This window comes from Pseudoalteromonas sp. SR41-1, assembly GCF_014164015.1.
In the GTDB taxonomy this organism is placed as follows: Bacteria; Pseudomonadota; Gammaproteobacteria; order Enterobacterales; family Alteromonadaceae; genus Pseudoalteromonas; species Pseudoalteromonas distincta.
In genome coordinates, this window is the sequence record NZ_JACJEK010000029.1 from 19560 (window position 1) to 39821 (window position 20262).

The 20262-nt window shown below is 40.2% G+C and carries 12 protein-coding genes; 5 read left to right on the forward strand and 7 right to left on the reverse strand.

Going from position 1 to position 20262, the window contains the following annotated elements:
• Window positions 1–111: 111 nt before the first annotated feature.
• Both H5118_RS19150 and H5118_RS19155 read right to left on the reverse strand, forming a co-directional pair.
• Window positions 112–1560 carry a dihydrolipoyl dehydrogenase gene (locus tag H5118_RS19150; RefSeq protein WP_182672506.1) on the reverse strand — a complete coding sequence of 483 codons (1449 nt, stop codon included), beginning with the start codon at window positions 1558–1560 and terminating at the stop codon, window positions 112–114.
• 81 nt (window positions 1561–1641) lie between these two features.
• Entirely contained in the window at window positions 1642–2370 is a 729-nt protein-coding gene (locus H5118_RS19155) for a glutathione peroxidase (protein WP_182749744.1), read from the reverse strand.
• Between the two features lie 112 nt (window positions 2371–2482).
• Here H5118_RS19155 and H5118_RS19160 point away from each other — a divergent pair, with 112 nt between their 5' ends.
• On the forward strand, window positions 2483–3385 hold the full coding sequence (locus H5118_RS19160) for a LysR substrate-binding domain-containing protein (RefSeq protein WP_024595781.1): 903 nt from the start codon (window positions 2483–2485) through the stop codon (window positions 3383–3385).
• Here H5118_RS19160 and H5118_RS19165 read toward each other — a convergent pair.
• Complete coding sequence (locus tag H5118_RS19165) at window positions 3369–4562, reverse strand: flagellar assembly protein FlgT (RefSeq protein WP_182692704.1); 1194 nt, start codon at window positions 4560–4562, stop codon at window positions 3369–3371. The genes H5118_RS19160 and H5118_RS19165 overlap by 17 nt on opposite strands.
• 130 nt (window positions 4563–4692) lie before the next feature.
• Between H5118_RS19165 and H5118_RS19170 the strand changes: the two genes are divergently transcribed.
• The 3 genes from H5118_RS19170 (at window position 4693) to H5118_RS19180 (ending at window position 7943) form a co-directional block, all read left to right on the forward strand.
• Window positions 4693–5151: an LPP20 family lipoprotein gene (locus H5118_RS19170; RefSeq protein ID WP_024593173.1), complete on the forward strand. Its 459-nt coding sequence runs from the start codon at window positions 4693–4695 to the stop codon at window positions 5149–5151.
• Between the two features lie 129 nt (window positions 5152–5280).
• Window positions 5281–5988 carry a transglutaminase-like cysteine peptidase gene (locus H5118_RS19175; protein WP_182692702.1) on the forward strand — a complete coding sequence of 236 codons (708 nt, stop codon included), beginning with the start codon at window positions 5281–5283 and terminating at the stop codon, window positions 5986–5988.
• Window positions 5988–7943, forward strand: coding sequence for a LapD/MoxY N-terminal periplasmic domain-containing protein (locus H5118_RS19180; RefSeq protein ID WP_182749746.1), 1956 nt, complete (start codon window positions 5988–5990; stop codon window positions 7941–7943). The genes H5118_RS19175 and H5118_RS19180 overlap by 1 nt, the downstream gene beginning before the upstream one ends.
• 19 nt (window positions 7944–7962) lie before the next feature.
• On the opposite strand, the gene H5118_RS19185 is transcribed toward H5118_RS19180, so the two are convergent.
• The 4 genes from H5118_RS19185 to H5118_RS19200 form a co-directional block, all read right to left on the reverse strand.
• Complete coding sequence (locus H5118_RS19185; RefSeq protein ID WP_182749748.1) at window positions 7963–8550, reverse strand: response regulator transcription factor; 588 nt, start codon at window positions 8548–8550, stop codon at window positions 7963–7965.
• A gap of 22 nt (window positions 8551–8572) precedes the next feature.
• A complete protein-coding gene (locus H5118_RS19190) occupies window positions 8573–9994 on the reverse strand; it encodes an HlyD family type I secretion periplasmic adaptor subunit (RefSeq protein ID WP_138488692.1) in 1422 nt (473 codons plus the stop codon).
• Window positions 9991–12129, reverse strand: a complete 2139-nt coding sequence (locus H5118_RS19195) for a type I secretion system permease/ATPase (protein WP_182749750.1) — start codon at window positions 12127–12129, stop codon at window positions 9991–9993. Before H5118_RS19195 ends, H5118_RS19190 begins: the two co-directional genes overlap by 4 nt.
• 107 nt (window positions 12130–12236) lie before the next feature.
• A complete protein-coding gene (locus tag H5118_RS19200; RefSeq protein WP_182749752.1) occupies window positions 12237–14213 on the reverse strand; it encodes a TolC family outer membrane protein in 1977 nt (658 codons plus the stop codon).
• A 239-nt stretch (window positions 14214–14452) separates the two neighbouring features.
• On the opposite strand from H5118_RS19200, the gene H5118_RS19205 reads away from it, so the two are divergent.
• Window positions 14453–20262: retention module-containing protein (locus tag H5118_RS19205; protein ID WP_182749754.1), on the forward strand; the 5810-nt coding region annotated here is incomplete at its 3' end.

Genomic DNA, 20262 nt, shown 5'->3' on the forward strand with positions numbered 1-20262 from the left:
AGTGTAACAACTAAATTTTTTTTTGAGAGGTAAGCTTAAAAAAATTATAAAAAAAAGCCAAAACGTTAGTTTTGGCTTTTACTTAGCAAGTTTGTATGTGTGGTAAATAGGTTATGCGCCTGGGCCACATTCCATACATGAATTTACAATGTCTGGGCCAAATTTAAGTTTGGCGTTTAAGTCGCGAAGAGCGGTGCGTAACCCTTCTTCAATTACTGGGTGGTAAAATGGCATATCAAGCATTTCTGGTACGGTCATTTTGTTTTGTACAGCCCAAGCTAATAAGTGAGCGATGTGTTCGGCTTGTGGGCCAATAAATTCTGCACCTAAAAATAAGCCTGTACCTTGCTCTGCATATACACGCATATGACCTTTGTTTTTAAGCATTACTCGGCTACGGCCTTGGTTTTCAAAGCTTACTTCGCCTACTTCAAAACAACCGCATGGGCCTAATCGGTCAGTAATTTGCTTGTAGCTTTCGCCGACCATGGCTATTTGTGGGTCGCTAAATACAGCTGCAATTTTTGCTCTGCGCAGACCTATACGTACATCTGGGAAGCGCCCTGCATTTTGACCTGCAATAGCACCTTGGTCAGATGCTTCGTGTAGCAGTGGTAGCATGTTACTTGCATCGCCTGCTATAAATATGTTCGACTCACCACACTGCATTGTGTGCGTGTCTGCGTGCGGTACGCCACGTTCATCAAGTTCAATGCCGGTGTTTTCAAGGCCTAGTTTATCTACGTTAGGTACTCGGCCTGTGGCTGCAAGTACGTAGTCAAACTGTTCAGTGTGTTTTTCACCTTGTTTGTCGGTGTAAGTTAGCTGTGCTTTGTCGCCAACTTGCATCATGTCAGATACGTTTGAGTCGGTATCTACAAAAAATTCTTCAGCAAAAACAGTATTTGCGTAGTCTTTTACTACTGGATCTGTAAGTGGGCCAATTGCGCCGCCTACACCAAATAGTTTTACATTTACGCCTAGTCGGCTAAGTGCTTGGCCAATTTCAAGACCTATTACACCAGGGCCAAATACAGCGACTGATTCTGGTAGGTCATCCCAATCAAATACGTCGTCGTTTATAATAAGTTTGTCACCAAAGTTATTAAATACGCCAGGGTATGAAGGGCGTGAACCGGTGGCAATTACAAAGCGTTTTGCTGTAATAATTGTATGGTCGTCTATTTGTACGCGGTTTGCGTCTAAAAATTTAGCGTAACCACGAATTTTATCACCATCTGGTAATTCATCTACGGCTTCTACTACGAATCCTGCAAAACGATCTCGTTCACTTTTAACGCGTGCCATAACTGCTTTGCCATCAATGACAGGCTTTGAGCTATGAACACCAAATGCAGGTGCCATTTCAATTGCGTGTGCGGCTTCGGCGGCTGCAATCAATAACTTGCTTGGCATACAACCAACACGTGCACATGTGGTGCCGTATGGGCCTGATTCGATCATTAATACATTCTGTGTGAACTGTTTAGCATTACGATAAGCACTTAAACCAGCAGTGCCAGCGCCTATAACAACAACATCGGTTTGCAATTCTTTCATAGTGGTATCCTTTATTATTTTCAATCTAGGCGATGAGATTGATATAGAGGGGCGCGTACGCCCCTGCTATTTTTTACTTAATTAAGCAAAGTATTTTTCTAAGTCGTCTGAACCACCGATGTGCTTACCACCAATGAATATTTGTGGAACAGTGTCACGACCAGATACAGCTTTTAGACTTGTTAGTGATGCGCCTGCACCCATAACAATCTCTTCATATGCGAAGCCTTTTTCTGCAAGAAGCTCTTTTGCTTTTTTACAAAAAGGACAGCCAGGTTTAGTAAAGATGCTTACAGGTTCTGGTTTAGCTTGCTTAGGGTTGATGTAATCAAGCATTGTGTCTGCGTCAGATACTTCAAACGGGTCACCTGGTAAATCTGGTTCGATGAACATTTTGTCAACCACGCCATCTTTAACAAGCATAGAGTATCTCCAGCTGCGCTTACCAAAGCCTAGGTCGTTTTTGTCTACTAACATGCCCATGCCGTCAGTAAATTCGCCGTTGCCGTCTGGTAATAAAGTAATGTTTTGCGCTTCTTGATGCTCAGCCCATGCGTTCATTACAAAGGTATCGTTTACTGATAAACATACAATTTCGTCAACGCCGTTTTGCTTAAGTACGCCTGCTAATTCGTTGTAACGTGGTAAGTGGGTTGATGAACATGTTGGTGTGAATGCACCAGGTAGTGAAAACACTACAACCGTTTTACCTTCAAAAATTTCATCTGTTGTTACTGATTTCCATTCGTTATTTTGACGAGTTGCAAATGTAACACTTGGGATTGTTTGACCTTCGATATTGTTTAACATAGTTTTTGTTCCTCTTGATTTGTTGATAGCCATTATGGTGAATAATTAAATATAGTTCCAATCGTTTGTTTGTATTAAACTGATAGTTATAAACTATCACGTAGAGCTGAATATGAACTTAAAAGATTTTGAATATGTAAAAGCAATAGCGCAATACAAGCACTTTCGCAAAGCTGCCAATGCATGTTTTGTAAGTCAGCCTACATTAAGTGGCCAAGTAAAAAAACTCGAACATGAGCTTGGCGTTACTTTATTTGACCGCTCAACTAAACAAGTTACGTTAACAGCAAAAGGTGAACGTTTGTTGACGCAAATAGAGATTATTTTAGAACAAACGCAAATACTCAAAGAACTTGCTGCTACTTCTAATGAGCCTCTACAAGGTAAATTAACTATTGGTATTATTCCTACCATTGCGCCTTACTTGTTGCCTGCGTTATTAACATCAATGAAAGCGGCATTTATTGATAGTCAGTTTTCGTTTATTGAGATGCAAACAGCAACAATTTTAGAAGCTTTAAATAATGGCGAACTCGACTTTGCTATTTTAGCCGATGTGCCAGAGCTTATTAATTACCATACGGTTGCTTTATACAAAGAAGATTTTTTAGTGGCGGTATCACAAGATAACGCGCTTTCTAAGCATAAAAAAGTGGCGTTGAACGACCTTCAAGGATGCAGCCTACTAATGTTAAGTGATGGTCATTGCTTTAAAGATCAAGCCCAAAAGTTTTGTTTTTCTGCGGGAGTCGATATATCTAATCAGTATAAAGGTAATAGTTTAGAAACATTATTAGCGTTAGTGGCCATGGATGACGGTATTACATTTGTACCAAAACTGGCATGTACCGACCGTGTAGGGATTGATTACTTGCCTATATTCCCTAATCAGCAGCGTAATGTGGTGTTTGCATGCAGAAAGCATTATCCGCATTTATCGGGTGTAGAACAATTGGGCAAGTGGTTATCGGCTCACCCTAATTTAAAAGCTAAATTAACTAAAGATCTTGGCTGATTATTTCTACTACATCGTTAATTTGCACGCCAGGTAGTGGTTTGTCATCAATACTGACAGCTACTGCAGTTTGCTGATAAAGCTGCTCAACGCGAATTTTATTAAGCGTGGTGATGGTGTGTGGCATAACATTACCCGCTGCGTCGGTTAAATAGTTATGGTGCGCAATGCTTAGCATCTGGCCTTTTTTTAACCCATGAGCTTTACCTAAATTAATAACGATTTTGCTATTTTCCATGTGCATTATTTTGCCTTGAGTTGGCAAACACGCCATGGCTGCTTGAATGTCATAACTTACTGCTTGGTTGATATCGGTTATGCTTTGCCCATAAGGCGATTGCCAAAACCTATCACTATTAACGTCAACTATGGTTGTTTTTTCAAATGGCCAAATTGCTTGAGTATGGTAACTATTTTGCCAAAGTTGCTCATAGGTAGTGCCATCAAATAATACAAATTCAATGTTGTAACTGCGCTCATACGCCTCGTCTTGCCAAAATGCATAATCGTTATTGAGTTTGTCGCTAGTTGAAAGGCTGGTTATTTGGCTAAGCAGAACATATTGAGCGTTACTGCGCGAAGATATTTCTTCTAATTGGGCATTTGAATAGTCGTGCTGCTGCGAAAAGTACTTATCAACGCTTATTGCATTATTATAGTAAGCAATAGGTACTGCGCTCATTTTTGATTTTTGCAGGGAAGTAAAAATATTTTTGCTAATAGCTTTGCTTACGTCAAATATTTGACCCATTTTGGCGTGTTCACGATGAACAAGTTGGCTTTGTGTAACGGCCACAAACTTATTAAAACTATTTTGTGGGCATTGCTCTGTTTGAGAAAAAATATCGAGCCGTAATGTAACGGCAAATTTATTGTCGTATTTATTTTCGCTGACCAGTTCAATTTTTTGAATTTCGCCGTGGCTGCTAATTTTTAGCTGATCTTGCATTAACACGCCATCTACCAAGGTTTGCACAGAGCTAACCCGTGCGCCAGAGAATACTAACGCCTGTGTAATCGCATCTTTTATAGCGGCAGATTTAGCAGCGCTTGTATCACCATTTTGGACGTTCGCGTGACCCGTTGATTCATACCACTGTGCTTTAGTAAAAGGGGAGAACGTTAATAATGCCGTTGCACTTAACCCTGCAAATGCCAATGATAAAAACGACTTCATAATTTTACTCCAATTAAACGTTAGCTATTAACTAGGTAGAGCAAGGACTGTACCAATGTTATTTGGTAATACTATAAATGGCATTAAACGTGCATATGTACTGCTAATTACTATACAAGGGCTAGATGCTATGCGAGCGATTTCATTACTTATTACACTTGGGTGTTTAACCTTAGGTGGTTGTAGCAGCGTTTTTGATAAGCATGTTGAATATAAATATGTAGAGCCAAATAATTACCCAGTTTTAAAAGCGATAGGGTATGCACCTATTAGCTTACAAAAAGGCGCTAACTTGTCGCAAAAGCAACTTATGGCCATTAAGGCTTCTAAGCTTGAAGCTTACCGCGAGCTTACTGAGCAAGTATATGGGCAAAAAATTACCGCAGGAACAACGGTGGAAGGCTCAATTGCTCAAGACGATTACTTAGAAAGTAAAGTGCAGGGGCTTATTAAAGGTGCACAAATAATTAAAACTTACGCAGTAGATGATACTTACGTGACCGAGCTTGAGCTTAATATGAAGCGTGTGCACGATTTATACATAGGTGAAGTAAAACCACGCGAAGTTAAAAAAGTAACGTACTACTAAAAAAGTTATTCAAAATATCTCATCCTCCTATATTGAGTGCTATGCTGTTGTTAGGATTAATTTTAAGCAGATTGCGTAGTGCTCAACAGATGTATTTTATTGCCACTTATATTAACAGTGGCTCTGTAAATGGCGATTAAGCCAAGTCATTTAAATCCTCAATTATTTATATGGTGCAAAGCCAATTTGCGCTACCTATTGCTGTTTTTTGTACTCTCCAGTGGTGTGCTTGCAAGCCGACTAACTATTCAATTTAATACCTTTATAGAGCTCATGGGTCAAAAATACGGGCCTGCGCGAGCGGCGGTTGCACGCAACTGGCAAAGCATGTTGGTGCAAACTCAAAACAAGCCAGAGCAACAACAAATTCTTATTGTTAACGATTTTTTTGCGCGTAATTTACGCTACCAAACAGATATTTTGCTTTGGAAACAAAACGATTATTGGGCAACCCCTTTAGAAACATTAGGCAGAGGCCTCGGTGATTGTGAAGATTACGCAATAGCAAAATATATCAGCTTAAGAGCGTTAGGTGTGAGCGACGACAAGTTACGCCTTATTTATGTAAAAGCAAAAATTGCGGGCACTAACAAAACACAAGCGCATATGGTGTTAGGTTATTTTGCTACACCAAACGCTCAGCCACTTATTTTAGACAGTTTAATAACAAAGGTTTTACCTGCTGCAAAACGTGTGGATTTAAGCCCTGTTTTTAGCTTTAACAGCCAAGGTTTATGGGCTAATAATTCAACCAAAAGTGTAGCCAGCCCAACAGCAAGACTTTCACGCTGGCGTAAAATTTTGGAGCAGACAACCCAAGAAGGAGTTATGTGGTAATGGCATCATTTTCCTTATCTAAGTATCTTAAAAAACGAAAAATAACACTCAGGCAAGAGCTATGGATTGCATTATTAATTGTTATTTTTGTGGGCTTTATAAGTAGTGTTTTAATTAGTACTAATTCGGCTAAAAGTTATTTTTCGACCCAGCTGTACTTAAAAAATGTAGATAACGCCAGCTCACTTGCGTTGATGATCAGTCAATTAGACAAAGACCCCGTTGAGCTTGAATTATTAGTTTCAGCCACATTTGATACCGGTCACTATAAGCGAATAGAGCTACAAAACCCGAATGGTGAGGTGATTGTTAAACGCACATTTACCGATGAGCTTAAAGCGACGGCTCCACAGTGGTTTAGATCAATTTATGCATTAAATGTAGAGCCAGGGGTTGGGCAAGTAAATGATGGTTGGCAGCAGTTTGGTACTTTGTTTATAGAAAGCCATAGTCAATATGCTGAGCAAGCCTTATGGGAAAGTGCGCTTAAACTATTTTTCAGTTTTTTAATTGTTGCTTTTTTTGCTTGTATAGTTAGTGCTTACTTTTTAAGTAGGATATTAAAACCACTAGATGATGTTGTGTATCAGGCTAATGCATTTGGTGAAAAACGTTTTATTAAATCGAGCGTTCCTCGCACTTTTGAGTTTGCCCGTTTAGTGCAATCAATGAACCAGTTATCTACTCGTTTTAGCCGTATTATTAAAGAAGATAATAAACGTTTAGAAGAGCTTAGATTTAAATCGCAACACGATGAGCTAACTGGTTTAGCAAATAGAGAGTACTTTGGTGCAACGCTTGAGGCTCACTTACAAAAGTCGAAAGATCATGCTCATGGAGCCTTATTTTTATTTAGAGTTGTGAACCTAGATAAAATGAGCGAACAAATTAGCCGTGTAGAAATGGTTAATTTTTTACGTCGTTTTTCGCAAGTTTTAATCGAGTTTTTAGAATCTAATGAAGCACACTTTTCAGAAAACTACATAGCCCGAATATCACATAATGACTTTACTGTACTGTTTAGTGATACTGATGATATTGAGGTATTGAGTGAAAAAGTAGTTAGGCTTCATGAATCTTTTATTGAAGAGTATAAAAATATTGAATTAGCTATACCGCATAGTTGCACTTACATCCAAAAGAATGACACGCGGTTTGATGTATTAAAACGAGCCGATGAACTTTTAAAATCAGCCGATAATAAACCAGGTGTTCAAGCAAAAGTAAGTGACAATAAACAAAAAAGCGAGTTATTTGATGATGCAACGAGTTGGCAAAATGCAATAGAAGAAGCTCTAGATAACAAAGCGCTAGAAATTAACACATACCCAGTAACGAGTTTTACGGGGCAGTTGATGCAAAATCAATTAGGACTGAGCCTAGAGCTTGGCGGGCAAATATATCGGGCAAGTTATTATTACCAATGGGCTAATCGCTTAAAGTTATTAGCGCGTTTAGATTGGGGATTAATTAAGGCGTTGGTTGCTCAGTATAGTATTGAGCCACCAAGTGAGCTGATTTCGGTTGAGTTATCTGCCCAAACATTACTTGATGATGCTGCGCTTGCTTCAATTCTTACCTATCTATCGGCATTTCCTGATTTAGCCTCTAAAATTTGCTTTGATATACGAGAAAGTATTGCCGTCAGCGAAATTAAAATATTTAAAGGCTTTTGTGAAGATGTAAGGTGTATGGGCGCTAAGGTGGCGTTAAAACGTGTAGGTCCTGAATTTACTAAAATTGAAAAAATTCAGGAGTTTGGGCTTGAAATGATTAAGATTGATAGCGTTTATGGGCATAATATTAGTTACAGCCAAGATAACCAAACATTCCTGCGAGGGGTGTGTACGTTAGCGCACTCTATTGGTATTAAAGTGGTCGCACAAGGTGTTACCAGTCAAGATGACCTCGATACACTTATTAACTTAGGCTTTGATGGGGTTATTAAAGAGTAAAAGGGCATTAACCGTGCGGTTAATTCCCTTTTACAACTAACATTAATTGGATGCGGTCGCGTACTTTTAGCTTATTAAATATAGAACCCATATGCTCTTTAATCGTACGCTCTGTAATATTTAAAGACTCTGCAGCCTGTTTATTAGTAGCACCAGTTACAACAATATCAACTACTTGGCGTTCTCTTTTGGTGAGTAAATCAAGCTCGCACGTCCTCGCATATTTAAATGGTGTATTTGATAAAGCTCCCACTAAATTAGATAGTAATTGTCCTGGTAACCATATTCCGCCAGAACAAATTGTCTCAAGTACTTGTTCAATAATTACTTTGGTGGCGAGTGCTTCTACGTATCCTCTAGCTCCTGCTTCAAGCGCACTCCTAAGTTGATTTATTTCAAGTTCGTTGGTCATAACAATAACGAGTAAACGTTGTTGCGAATATTTTTTAACGAGCTCAAGCCAGTTCGGTGTACCGGCTAAAACCCAAATAATACTTGATGCCGTTACTCTGTTTGGTTCTTTTGTGCATATTAAACAACCAGGAAACGCTGCTCGCCAGTGCTTCGATTCAAATTCAGGCTGTGTAATAAAAATACTTTGGCGCATTATTTCTCCATTTATTAAATGCTTAACGCTCTGTCATTGCTTGCGATGTAGCTCTAAGAACTGGTTTTAAAAGATACTCAAGTACGGTTTTTTTACCGGTAATAATATCCACTTGAGTGGTCATACCTGGAATAATAGTCAGCTCTTTTGAAAAGTTATTTTTGGTGGTTTTTAGTTGCACCAAATAAAAGGTATTCTCACGGTCATCTGTAATGGTATCGGCGCTAATATGTAAAACCTCTGCCTCAAGGCCTCCATATACGGCAAAGTCGTAGGCACTAAATTTTATCATCGCAGATTGCCCAGGGCGTAAAAATGCAATGTCTTTAGGCGGAATTTTTGCCTCTACTACAAGTTGATCGTCAAGCGGGACAATTTCCATAACATCGCTACCGGGCTGTAAAATACCGCCAACAGTATTAACTAATAATCGCTGTACAGTGCCTTTAACAGGAGAGCGTATTTCAGTTTGAGTTACTTTATCGGCTAAGCCAGATTCAGTTTCTTTAATTGAATCTAGTCGCAGTAGCGCTTCGGAGAGTTCATTGTTCCAGCGGTTAATCATAACGAGCTCAACTTCGGTTACCTTATTTTTAGCTTCGTTAATGGCCGAAAGACTCCTATTTATAACTGCCTTGGTTCTGTTTATCTCGCCGTTTAAATCAACTATTTGGCGCTCTAAACGAATAATATCTATATCTGAAATAGCACCCGTGCGTAACAATGGGCGAGTAACAGAGAGCTCTCTGTTTGTTAAGCGCAGCGCGCTCGTATGCTGCTCAAGTGCCGCTTTGGCTTCAATGTAATCTTGGTGTCGCTGCTCTAGTTGGCGTTTGTGAATACTTACTTGTTGCTCTAATTCTTGGCTGTTACTCAAATAAAGAGAACGTTCATGTTGCACAACTCTAGGCGCATTTTTAATAACAGACTCACTAAATACGAGCTCCTTTTTTTGAGTGAGTGCTCTGAGTCTCGCTACTTTTGCGCTTAACGACTCAACTTTGGATTGGTTTTCTCTAAAGCTAGAAATAAAGCGGGTAGGGTCTATTTTAATGAGTACATCACCCTCATTTACTATTTGCCCCTCTTTTACATTTATTTTTTCGACCATACCACCATCATAAGATTGAATAAGTTGTAATTTATTGGAGGGAATAACACGCCCCTCACCACGAGCAACTTCATCTAAATTAGCAAAACCAGACCACACAATAAGGCATATAAACGTTAAACAAATTAAATAGAGCAATAACCTAGCGCTTGCTGGCTCCTGTTGCATTTTTTCCCACTGAGCATCTACTACCCAGTCTTGGCTGTTAGGCGGAGAAATCCATCCTTTAAATAGTTTATTAAATACTGATGGCTTGCCTTGTTTTCTTGCTTCTATTGCTCTGCTAACAGATTCAAAGGAGCGCTGTTCAAGTGGTTTTTTATTGTCACTCATGAGGCTTGCTCCACTGTCTTATTATTTAACGCTGCAATTACTTTTTGTTTTGGTCCATCAGCAACTACTTTTCCGTTATCTAAAACTATAATTCGGTCAACAAGCTCAAGTAATGAGGAGCGGTGAGTCACCACGATTAAGGTTTTATCTTTAGAATAACCCTTTAAATTGTTAATAATTTTACTTTCACTATTATGATCTAGCGATGAGGTTGGCTCATCTAGTAATAGTATTGGAGGGTCGTTAATTATGGCTCTTGCCATACCTACAGCTTGGCGCTGGCCACCTGATAATTGACGACCTTGCTCGCCTACTTGTAAATCAAATCCGTCTGGGTGCGAATTAATTAAATCAAATAATTGGCTTCGCTCACAGGCTTCAATAATTTGCTCGTCTTTGGCATGCCAAGCACTCATGGTGAGGTTGTCTTTCAAGGTTCCATAAAACAGGGCAACGGTTTGTGGTAGGTAGCCAATATTATGACGAAGCTCAGCTGGGTCAATTTGATGTATATCATTATTGTCCATCAAAATTGATCCTGAACAGGGTTCGTATAGTCCTAAAATAAGCTTTTCTAATGTACTTTTACCTGAGCCATTACGTCCTAAAATGGCGACTTTTTCACCGGCTTTAATTTTAAAACTAACGCCGTTGAGCGCATTATGAGATTCGTCAGAGTATTTAAAACATACATCTTTAAATTCTATATCGCCCTTTAAAATAGGGTGGCTTAACCAATGCTTACCAGGTGGACGCTCGACCTCTTTTTCCATAATCTCGTTCAGTGATTGCATTGCTATTGCGGCATGATGATATTGTGCTAAAACAGCGGCCGACTGCCCGATTGGGCCCATAGCACGAGACGATAATAGGTAGGCTGCAATTAACCCGCCTTGAGTTAGCTCACCTTCAATAACGAGGTGTACGCCTATTATCATTATTATTACGCCTACGCATTGCTGTATCCATGATGCTGTATTTGATATAGAGCTAGAAACGAGTCGGCTATGTGCGTTTACTTGTGCAATGTAAATGGCCGACTTTTCCCATACAGACTGTGTTTTACACTCTGAGTGAAAGCTCTTTACATCTTCAATATTGGTTAAGCTTTCGACTAATACTGCATTTCGCATTGAGCTTGCTTTCATTGTTTGTTCTGAAAGAGCCTCAAGTTTGCGGTGTGCGGCTATAGCGTAAGCTAATAATATAAGTGCGCCCGCGATAATAGGTAAACTTAGAGGTACGCCAATAATGGCAATAACAATTAAATACAAAACTACGAATGGCAAGTCTACTAATGCGACAAGTGTTATGGAGCTAAAAAAGTTACGTACAGCTTCAAATGATTGAATGTTGCTAGCAAAGGAGCCTGCGGACGATGGGCGGTTTTTTAGTTTCATACCTAATACCCGCTCCATTATTACAGCCGATACTTTGACATCTATTCTACTGGCAGCAAGCTCTACAAAGTAGCCTCTTACTAAGCGCAAAACAAAGTCAGCAGTGAGTGCTATTAAAATGCCAATGGCAAGTACCCATAAGGTTTCTGTTGCGTGGTTGGGCACTACGCGGTCATATACGTTCATTACAAATAAAGGCATAGCAACCGACAAAAAGCCCAAAGCAACAGCCGAAATAATTACGTCTTTATAAAGTGAGCGGCATTCTTTAATTACTCCCCAAAACCATCCATCTTTTGATAGTTTTTCAAGTACAGGTGTTCGCTCATCAAATGCAAACTCTGGTTGAGCATAAATAACTAAACCTACACTGTTAGCAGCTAACTCATCAATGCTTTGTTCGATAACTGATTCTGTAAGTTCTGGGTAAATTACACTCACCAACTGTTTATCGTAATCAATAGAATTAATAACACAGGCTTGGTTATCTTTTAAAATTAAGATGGCAGGTAGCAGTGCTGTATTAATTTTTTGTAATGGCTTATTAACTACTTTTGATTTAAAGCCGATGCGCTTTGCTGCGCGCGAAAAACCTGATGGAGTAAGATTTCCATCAGTTAGAGGAAGTCCATTTAATAGTGCTTCTCTTGAAAACTCTTTACCATGATGACGACATAAAACTGCTAGGCAGTCAACGAGGATGCCACCATGATCAAGTACATCGTTTAATTCCATACACCATCCAATGTTATGTAGAACTGCATAGGATTGTTACTAGTAAACCTAAACTCGACTTAAATATTTCATGCCGAGTTTAGGTTATTTACATAACGTTAATTGTCTTAGATATCAGTAATTACAGCTTCGATACGTCGATTCGCAGCATTTGCTCTTACTGATATTTCGTTTACACGTGGTTGATCGATGCCATACCCGAACGATTTAACACGTTTAGGTTCTACATCGAATTGCTTAATCAGAATTTCAGCTACGGCAAACGCACGTTTTTCTGATAGTTTACGGTTATATTTACGGTCTCCATCTAAAGAGGCATGACCTTGTATTTCAACCTGTTTAGTTGGGTTCTCTTTTAAAAAATCTGCAAGCCGACTAATTTCTTGAATATATTGAGACCTTACATCGCTTGAATCAGCAGAAAAAGGAATACCAATTTCTATATTCGAGGTTGATGCGCTATAAATTGTGCAACCAGATAAATCTACATTTGTACTCAAAGGTGTGCTTGGGCAAGTGTCTTGCTCATTTGGTACGCCGTCACCATCATCATCGGTAAAGCTGCTTGCTGTCGTGTCGGTTTCCAGCGGTATATCTAAGTACCTTGGCATAGCCGTTACACTCATGTATGCATTATCTTGCTTAGCTTTTTTTTGAAGAAATGCCTTGCGGCTAAAGGTGGTTGCTACATCGTAACTCGGACAGATATTTTGTGCGTTATGAACAATAGGGTCGTCAGTTAGCTCTTTTAATGTAGGGTATTTATCTGACATCACGTTAAGTGCTGGCAGTAATTTCCCCATTTCTTTTAGCATAGTTAAAATAGCTGATTGACGGTCATAAAGCGCCACTATGTATGAACGTGTTGATTGAAATGATTCGTTTTCGGCATCAAGTACGTCTAGTAGAGTTCGTTGGCCTATATCGAATTGATCCTTATATGCAATTTTAACTTTAGTTGATGATGCACGATGTTGATCAAGCGCCGGTAACTTTTGTTCTAATATAGTGACGTTGTAATAAGCAATTTGCAGACTCTGACGAATATCAATACAAGACTGATCGCGTTGATACTTTGCAATGTTTATATCCTGATAGGCTTGTTCTAAATTAGCATTATCAAGACCACCATTATATAAATTATAGCTAATATCGATGCCGACTCGCGCTTCTGTTCTGGTTTCATTTTGACCAAGTTCATCTCTATCTTGGCTACCGTAGCGGGCAGATAAATCTACGTTAGGATGAAACGCTGCTTTTTGTGCTTTTGCGTTCGCTTTTTGTGCTTCAATATTATACAAAGAGGCGTAAAATGAAGGACTATTTTTGTAAGCGACGTCTAGCGCTTGATTAATTGAAATTGGTATATTTTTTTCATCAAGGTCAGCTTGCTTTATATCGTTCATAGGAAGCTCTCCTACAACCCTTAAGTAGCGAGCGCTTACATCATGTAAATTTGAGTACTCCGTTAATACGTTAGATTGTGCTAAAGATAAGCGCCCACTAATTTGTTCTAGATCGGCAGCGCGCGCTACACCAGCTCCTACACTTTGTTCTATTTGTTGATATACAGACTCGTGCTCTTGTAAATTTGCTTCTGCAAGTTGTACTAACTCTTTGAATTTTTGTACGTCGAGCAGGGCTATTGAGGCTTCAAGTGCTGTTTGTTCTGTTTGAGAAATAAGCTCAAAGTACCTAATGAGTTGAATGCGTTTAAAGCGATCAACCGTATTCGAGGTCCTAAAACCGTCATAAAGCATTTGAGTAACACTTAACTCGGCTGTATTACGGTTATATTCTTCTTCAACACCGTAATTTCTTCTTTCATAGCCCGCGCTTGCCGATACATCAACACTTGGTAAATAACCTGAGCGGGCAGCATCTACTCCATAAATCGAAGATTTAAAAGCATGCCATGCTTCTTGTACTTCAGGATTGTTTTCAATCGCTTTACTTGAGACATAGGTAAGTGGCATTGCTGATTGTTCATTTGCATGCACATAGTTTAGTAGAGTTGCGGCTGTAATCGTTAGTCCGATTAACATAGTCTCTTGATGTTTCTTAAAAGTGTTTTTTGTAATCATTTCTTCCTCTTAGATCCTGTTAAGACCGTAAATACTCCCTTAAGTATTTAGTAAAGGAATACTATTTTTGCAAGTAATCGTTTTGGTTAGCATAAAAAAAATTTTCTACCACTTTTTTGTTGATATTTTATTTTTGAATTTTTCTTTTAAACCTGTACTTGAGTACAGTATCTATGTGGCTTTTTTGTCCTACCTTTAACTTATTAGATTGTTATTTTAAAAAGTTTGAGGGTACCAAAATGGAAGCAAATCAACTGGTAGTTATTGATATTCAAGGTTCGGCAGGTGTGGTGCTGGATGATGGGTCAATAAGAGCATTAAATGTTGGTGACATTATCACCGTGGGTGATTTAGTTGTTACTGCTATTAAATCGTCTTTACAAATTGATGTGCAAGGTGAAACCTTATCTATACCCGCAAATCAAAAGGTAAAAATAACACCAGACTTATTAGCGAAAGAAGCCAGAGATTCTAGCGAAACAACTGTTTTTGATGAAAGTTTAGATGAAGCAATTGCAAGCTTAGATTTAGGGGCAGAGCAAGACCCATCAACAGCGGCTAATTCTGATGTAACAGATTTTTTAGATGCGTTAGAAGGTGATGGGGACATTCTAGATAATTTAGAGGCAACAGCCGCTGGTGGGGGGAACGCTGCGGGTGCAGATGGAGGCAGTTCGTTTGTACAGCTAACCCGAATTTCTGAAAGTGTTGATCCTAGTAGTGTTACTTTTGATTCATCTTTTGAGCAAGGCGCTACTGAAGCTTTTAATTTAAGAGATACCTCTGACGGTATTGTGCCTGATTCAACTACTGCATCTATTTCACTTAATGAGCTAGGTATTACTAACTCATCACAACCCACAATCACCGGTACGAGCGAAAACTTAATCGGCGAAACGGTTAATGTAACGGTAACTGATGTTGATGGAAACTCTCAAGTAGTTAGTGTTGTAATTGGCCCTGATGGTACCTTTGAAATAACCCTACCAACACCAATTGCTGATGGCCCTGTAACGGTTGTTGTTGAAGCGACGGATCCTGTTGGTAATCCTATAAACGACACTATTTCAATTGAGGTTGATACAACACCTCCACTTATTGCTATTGATCCTGTTGCCGATTCTGCTTCGCAAACAGTGACAGTGACAGGGAGAGTATCTGGTTTGAATACTGGGGATAATGTATCAGTCACGTTAACGGATAGTGCAGGTACGGTACAAACAATAGTTACTCAGGTTGATGCTCAAGGAAATTGGGTAATTACTACCACCTCACCTTTATCTGAAGGGGAGTTTAACGTAAGCGCTGTTGCGATTGATGCAGCTGGAAATCAAGCTATAGACCAAGCTTTAGCGAATGTAGATTTAACTGCTCCGGTAATCACCGTAAATGTAACTGATGAAACAAATAACTCAACACCACCACTTGTTGGAACAACAAATGGTGTTCCTGAGGGTACTCAAGTAACAATTACTGTTACAGATAATGCAGGACAAATACAAACATTAACTGCAGTTACCCAAGCCGATGGAAGCTGGAGTGTAGAAGTAGGGACTCCTTTACCTGAAGGTGATTTTACTGTTGATGCACAAGTAAGCGACAGTGTAGGAAACTTAGCATTAGCAAGTGATTCAGGAGTAATTGATTTAACGGCGCCTTCGGTACAAATTAATAATATGAACGACACTCAAGACACCACGCCAACGATTACAGGTAACGCGCAAGATGTACCTGCAGGCTCTATTATTAGTGTGGTTATTACCGATTTTGATGGTCAAACTCAAACATTATTAACCCAAACTAACGCTGATGGGGATTGGTCTATCGACGTAACTACGCCATTGGCTGAAGGGCAGTTTGAGGTTGATGCAAGTGTAAGTGATGCTGCAGGTAATCAAGCCCAAGCAAATAACCAAGGTGTTGTTGATTTAACAAACCCTGATATTACCGTTACTGCAATTGCTGATACTAACGATACTACACCAACATTTGTAGGTAGGGTGGAAGACGCTCCTGCGGGCTCTGTTATTACAGTATTAGTAACCGATATTAACGGTAACGTACAAACTTTAACTACTTTATTAAATGAAGATGGCACATGGAGTGTTGATGCTAGTGAAATCTTGCCAGGTGGTGAATTTACCGCAACTGCGTCAGTAACCGATGCTGCGGGTAATGAGGCATCTGCTCAAACAAACGGTGAAATAACGTTTGCTCCTATCTCAATTCAAATCGATGCAATTGCTAATACTAACGATACCACTCCATTTTTAAGTGGTAACACCGGTAATGTGCCTGCTGGTACAACCATTACTTTAACTATTACTGCAAGCGATGGCAGCACATTTACATTACTAGCAGTGACGCAAGAAGATGGTTCGTGGTCTGCACAAGTAACAACCCCTCTGCCTGAGGGCGACTTTACTGTAGTTGCAGCGGTTATAGATGACTCGGGCAATGAGGCGCAAGCAAGTGCAGTAGGTAATGTTGATTTAACTGTAAGTATTAATTTTATTATTGATACTAACGATACAACACCAACAGTTAGCGGCTCTACCCAAGACGTAGATCCTGGTGCGGTAGTAACCGTTACATTTACAGGAAGCGATGGCGTAGCAGAAACCGTGCAAGTAGTTACTGGTGCTGACGGAAGCTGGTCAGTTGAGGCAAGTAATGAATTAGTTGAAGGCCAGTTTAGTGTGGTTGCAACTGTAACAGATGCTGCGGGTAATACAGCTTCTGCAAGTGAAACTGGAGAAATTGATTTAACAGATCCTGCAATCACGATTAATCCTATTGAGGATACGAATGATGTAACCCCATCAGTAAGTGGCAACGTAATTGATGTACCAGCAGGAACAGAAGTTACCTTAGTAATAACTGACAGCGAAGGCAATGAACAAACACTCACAACAATTACAAATGCCGATGGTACATATACAGCGGATATTATTGCAGATCTCAGTGAAGGAGATTTCACAGTAACAGCGAGTGTTAGCGACACTGCAGGCAATAGCAGTACGGCAACTGTTACAGGTACGGTCGATTTAACCGCACCAAGTGTAACTATTAACAATATTGCTGATACAAACGATACAACACCTACTCTTACAGGCTCTACCCAAGGATTAGCATCGGGCAGTGAAGTAACTTTAATTATTACCGATAGTCTAGGGGCTGAGCAACAGTTAGTGACTACTATAAGTGCTGATGGTACTTGGAGTATTGAGATTCCAACTGCTTTAAGCGAGGGAGATTTTACAGTAACAGCTAATGTATCTGATAATGCGGGTAACGCAGCTCAAGATTCACAATTAGGCTCAGTTGATACCACCCCTCCTTTAGTTGCAATAAATGACTTTGCTGATTCAAACGATACAACGCCTACATTTAGCGGAACAACGAGTGATGTAGCACCGGGTAGCCTTGTTAGTGTTTTAGTTACTGATGCAAATGGTGAGTCACAAACATTGACGGCGGTTGTGTCAGAAGATGGAACTTGGCAAGTAGGTGCAACTCAAGCGGTTGCTGAAGGCGATTTTACAATTACAGCAACAGTAACAGACGCTGCGGGTAATGAAGCAAGCGATACTGTTAGTGGAACAATTGATTTATCAGCTCCAATTATAGCAATTAATACAATCCCAGATAGCGCCGATACTACTCCAACAATTTCAGGTTCTGTACAAAATGTACCAGCCGGAACAACTGTTACGTTAATCGTTACAGATGCTGGTGGTAATACACAAACAATTACAACACAAACGCTAGCTGATGGTAGCTGGACAGCCGATACTAATGAGTTAGTTGAAGGTGACTTTAGTGTTAATGCCATCGTTAGTGATGAAGCAGGTAACCAAAGTGAAGCTTCTGCACAGGGAACTATTGATAATACCGCACCAAATATTACGATTGATGCACTGGCGGATAGTAACGATACAACACCAACTATTTCAGGCACCGCAACGGGCGAACCAGAAGGCACGGTTGTTACTATTATAGTTACGGATGAAGCAGGTAACCCACAAACCATAACCACAGAAGTACAAGCCGACGGCACATTTAGTGTTGATGTACCAAATGAATTAAGTGAAGGCGAATTTACTGTTGAAGTATCGGTTACCGATACAGCAGGCAATGAAACTACCGCAACAACAACAGGCGAAGTTGATACTGCCGAGCCAACAGTTATTATTGACCCATTAGGTGATACTAACGACACCACCCCAACCATTTCAGGCACCGCAACGGGTGAGCCAGAGGGCACAGTTGTTACTATTACCGTAACTGATGAAGCAGGTAACCCACAAATAATCACCACTGAAGTACAAGCCGATGGCACTTTTAGTGTTGATGTACCAAATGAATTAAGTGAGGGTGAGTTTACGGTTGAAGTATCGGTTACCGATACAGCAGGTAATGAAACTACCGCAACAACAACAGGCGAAGTTGATACTGCCGCGCCAACAGTTATTATTGACCCCTTAGGTGATACTAACGACACCACCCCAACCATTTCAGGCACCGCAACGGGTGAGCCAGAGGGCACAGTTGTTACTATTACCGTAACTGATGAAGCAGGTAATCCACAAACTATTACCACAGAAGTACAAGCCGATGGCACCTTTAGTGTTGATGTACCGAACGAATTAAGTGAAGGCGAATTTACTGTTGAAGTATCGGTTACCGATAACGCAGGTAATGAAACCACAGCCACAACAACGGGAGAAGTTGATACCACAGCGCCAATAGTTACTATTAATGCACTAGGCGATACGAGTGATACAACACCGACCATTTCAGGCACGGTTAGCGGGGAGCCTGCTGGTTCAACCATAACTTTAACAGTGACCGATGCTAATGGTGCAGTACAAACAATTTCAGCACAAGTAATTGCAGACGGAAGTTGGACAGTAGAAGTACCTGCGGCTTTAGCTGAAGGGACCTACTCTGTAGATGCAAGTATTAGTGATAGCGCTGGTAATGAAGGCACAGCAAGTGCTTCAGGCACAATTGATACAAGCGCATTGACTATTACCATTGATGTTATTGGCGAAACTAACGATCAAACACCTCAAATAAATGGTGATACTTTTAATGCACAAGTTGGCTCTCAAGTTGAAGTTCAGATCACTGACTCAGCGGGTGGAATAATTACTTTAACTACGGTTGTTGATGAAAACGGACTCTGGAGTGTTACTCCGCCAGCCGATTTGGCTGAAGGCACCATTTTAATTAGTGCGACAGTAACAGACATAGGTGGTGGAAGCGCAAATGCAGAGCTTGATGCTGTAATTGATATTACGCCTCCAACCATACAAGTAAATGAACTAGAAACAAGTAATGATACAACACCGGTTATTTCTGGTAACACAACTGACGTAGTTGCAGGCACAGTTATAAATTTAACGGTTACTGATTCTCAAGGGGTTGTTCGCACATTTAGCACAACAACAGATGCAGATGGTAATTGGAGTGTTGAACTTTCCCAAGAGTTGGCCTCGGGCGATTATTCTGTAGAAGCTGAAGTATCTGATGCTGCTGGAAATAGTGCTTCAGATACTGCTACAGGCATTATAGATACATCAGGGCCTAGCTTAACCGTAAACTTTGATACTGTAACTAACGACTCAACACCTACCATTTCAGGCACTAGTGATGCAGACGTTGGTACCAGCATCACGGTTGTTATTACTGATGATAACGGGGTTGAACAAACACTTACCACCACAGTAGATGCAAATGGTAACTGGGAAGTAACTCCACAAACAGATTTAAATGAAGGTGATAACACCATCGAAGTGAGTGTATCTGACGAAGCAGGAAATACGACAACAGTTACAGATACAATTACGTTAGACACACAAGCGCCAACGCTCACCATTCAAAACGTAGGCGATGTCAGCGACTTAACACCAGAGCTTCAGGGCACCAGTAATGAAATTGGTGGCACTGTTACACTCACCATCACCGACAGCGCAGGCGCTGTGCAAACCATTGAGACCCTAGTTGGCAGCGATGGCCACTGGAACATTGAGATTCCAGGTGC

Coding starts and splice junctions, on each gene's coding strand:
- H5118_RS19150 (WP_182672506.1), bottom strand. CDS start 1,560: ATGAAAGAATTGCAAACCGATGTTGTTGTTATAGGCGCTGGCACTGCT.
- H5118_RS19155 (WP_182749744.1), bottom strand. CDS start 2,370: ATGTTAAACAATATCGAAGGTCAAACAATCCCAAGTGTTACATTTGCA.
- H5118_RS19160 (WP_024595781.1), top strand. CDS start 2,483: ATGAACTTAAAAGATTTTGAATATGTAAAAGCAATAGCGCAATACAAG.
- H5118_RS19165 (WP_182692704.1), bottom strand. CDS start 4,562: ATGAAGTCGTTTTTATCATTGGCATTTGCAGGGTTAAGTGCAACGGCA.
- H5118_RS19170 (WP_024593173.1), top strand. CDS start 4,693: ATGCGAGCGATTTCATTACTTATTACACTTGGGTGTTTAACCTTAGGT.
- H5118_RS19175 (WP_182692702.1), top strand. CDS start 5,281: ATGGCGATTAAGCCAAGTCATTTAAATCCTCAATTATTTATATGGTGC.
- H5118_RS19180 (WP_182749746.1), top strand. CDS start 5,988: ATGGCATCATTTTCCTTATCTAAGTATCTTAAAAAACGAAAAATAACA.
- H5118_RS19185 (WP_182749748.1), bottom strand. CDS start 8,550: ATGCGCCAAAGTATTTTTATTACACAGCCTGAATTTGAATCGAAGCAC.
- H5118_RS19190 (WP_138488692.1), bottom strand. CDS start 9,994: ATGAGTGACAATAAAAAACCACTTGAACAGCGCTCCTTTGAATCTGTT.
- H5118_RS19195 (WP_182749750.1), bottom strand. CDS start 12,129: ATGGAATTAAACGATGTACTTGATCATGGTGGCATCCTCGTTGACTGC.
- H5118_RS19200 (WP_182749752.1), bottom strand. CDS start 14,213: ATGATTACAAAAAACACTTTTAAGAAACATCAAGAGACTATGTTAATC.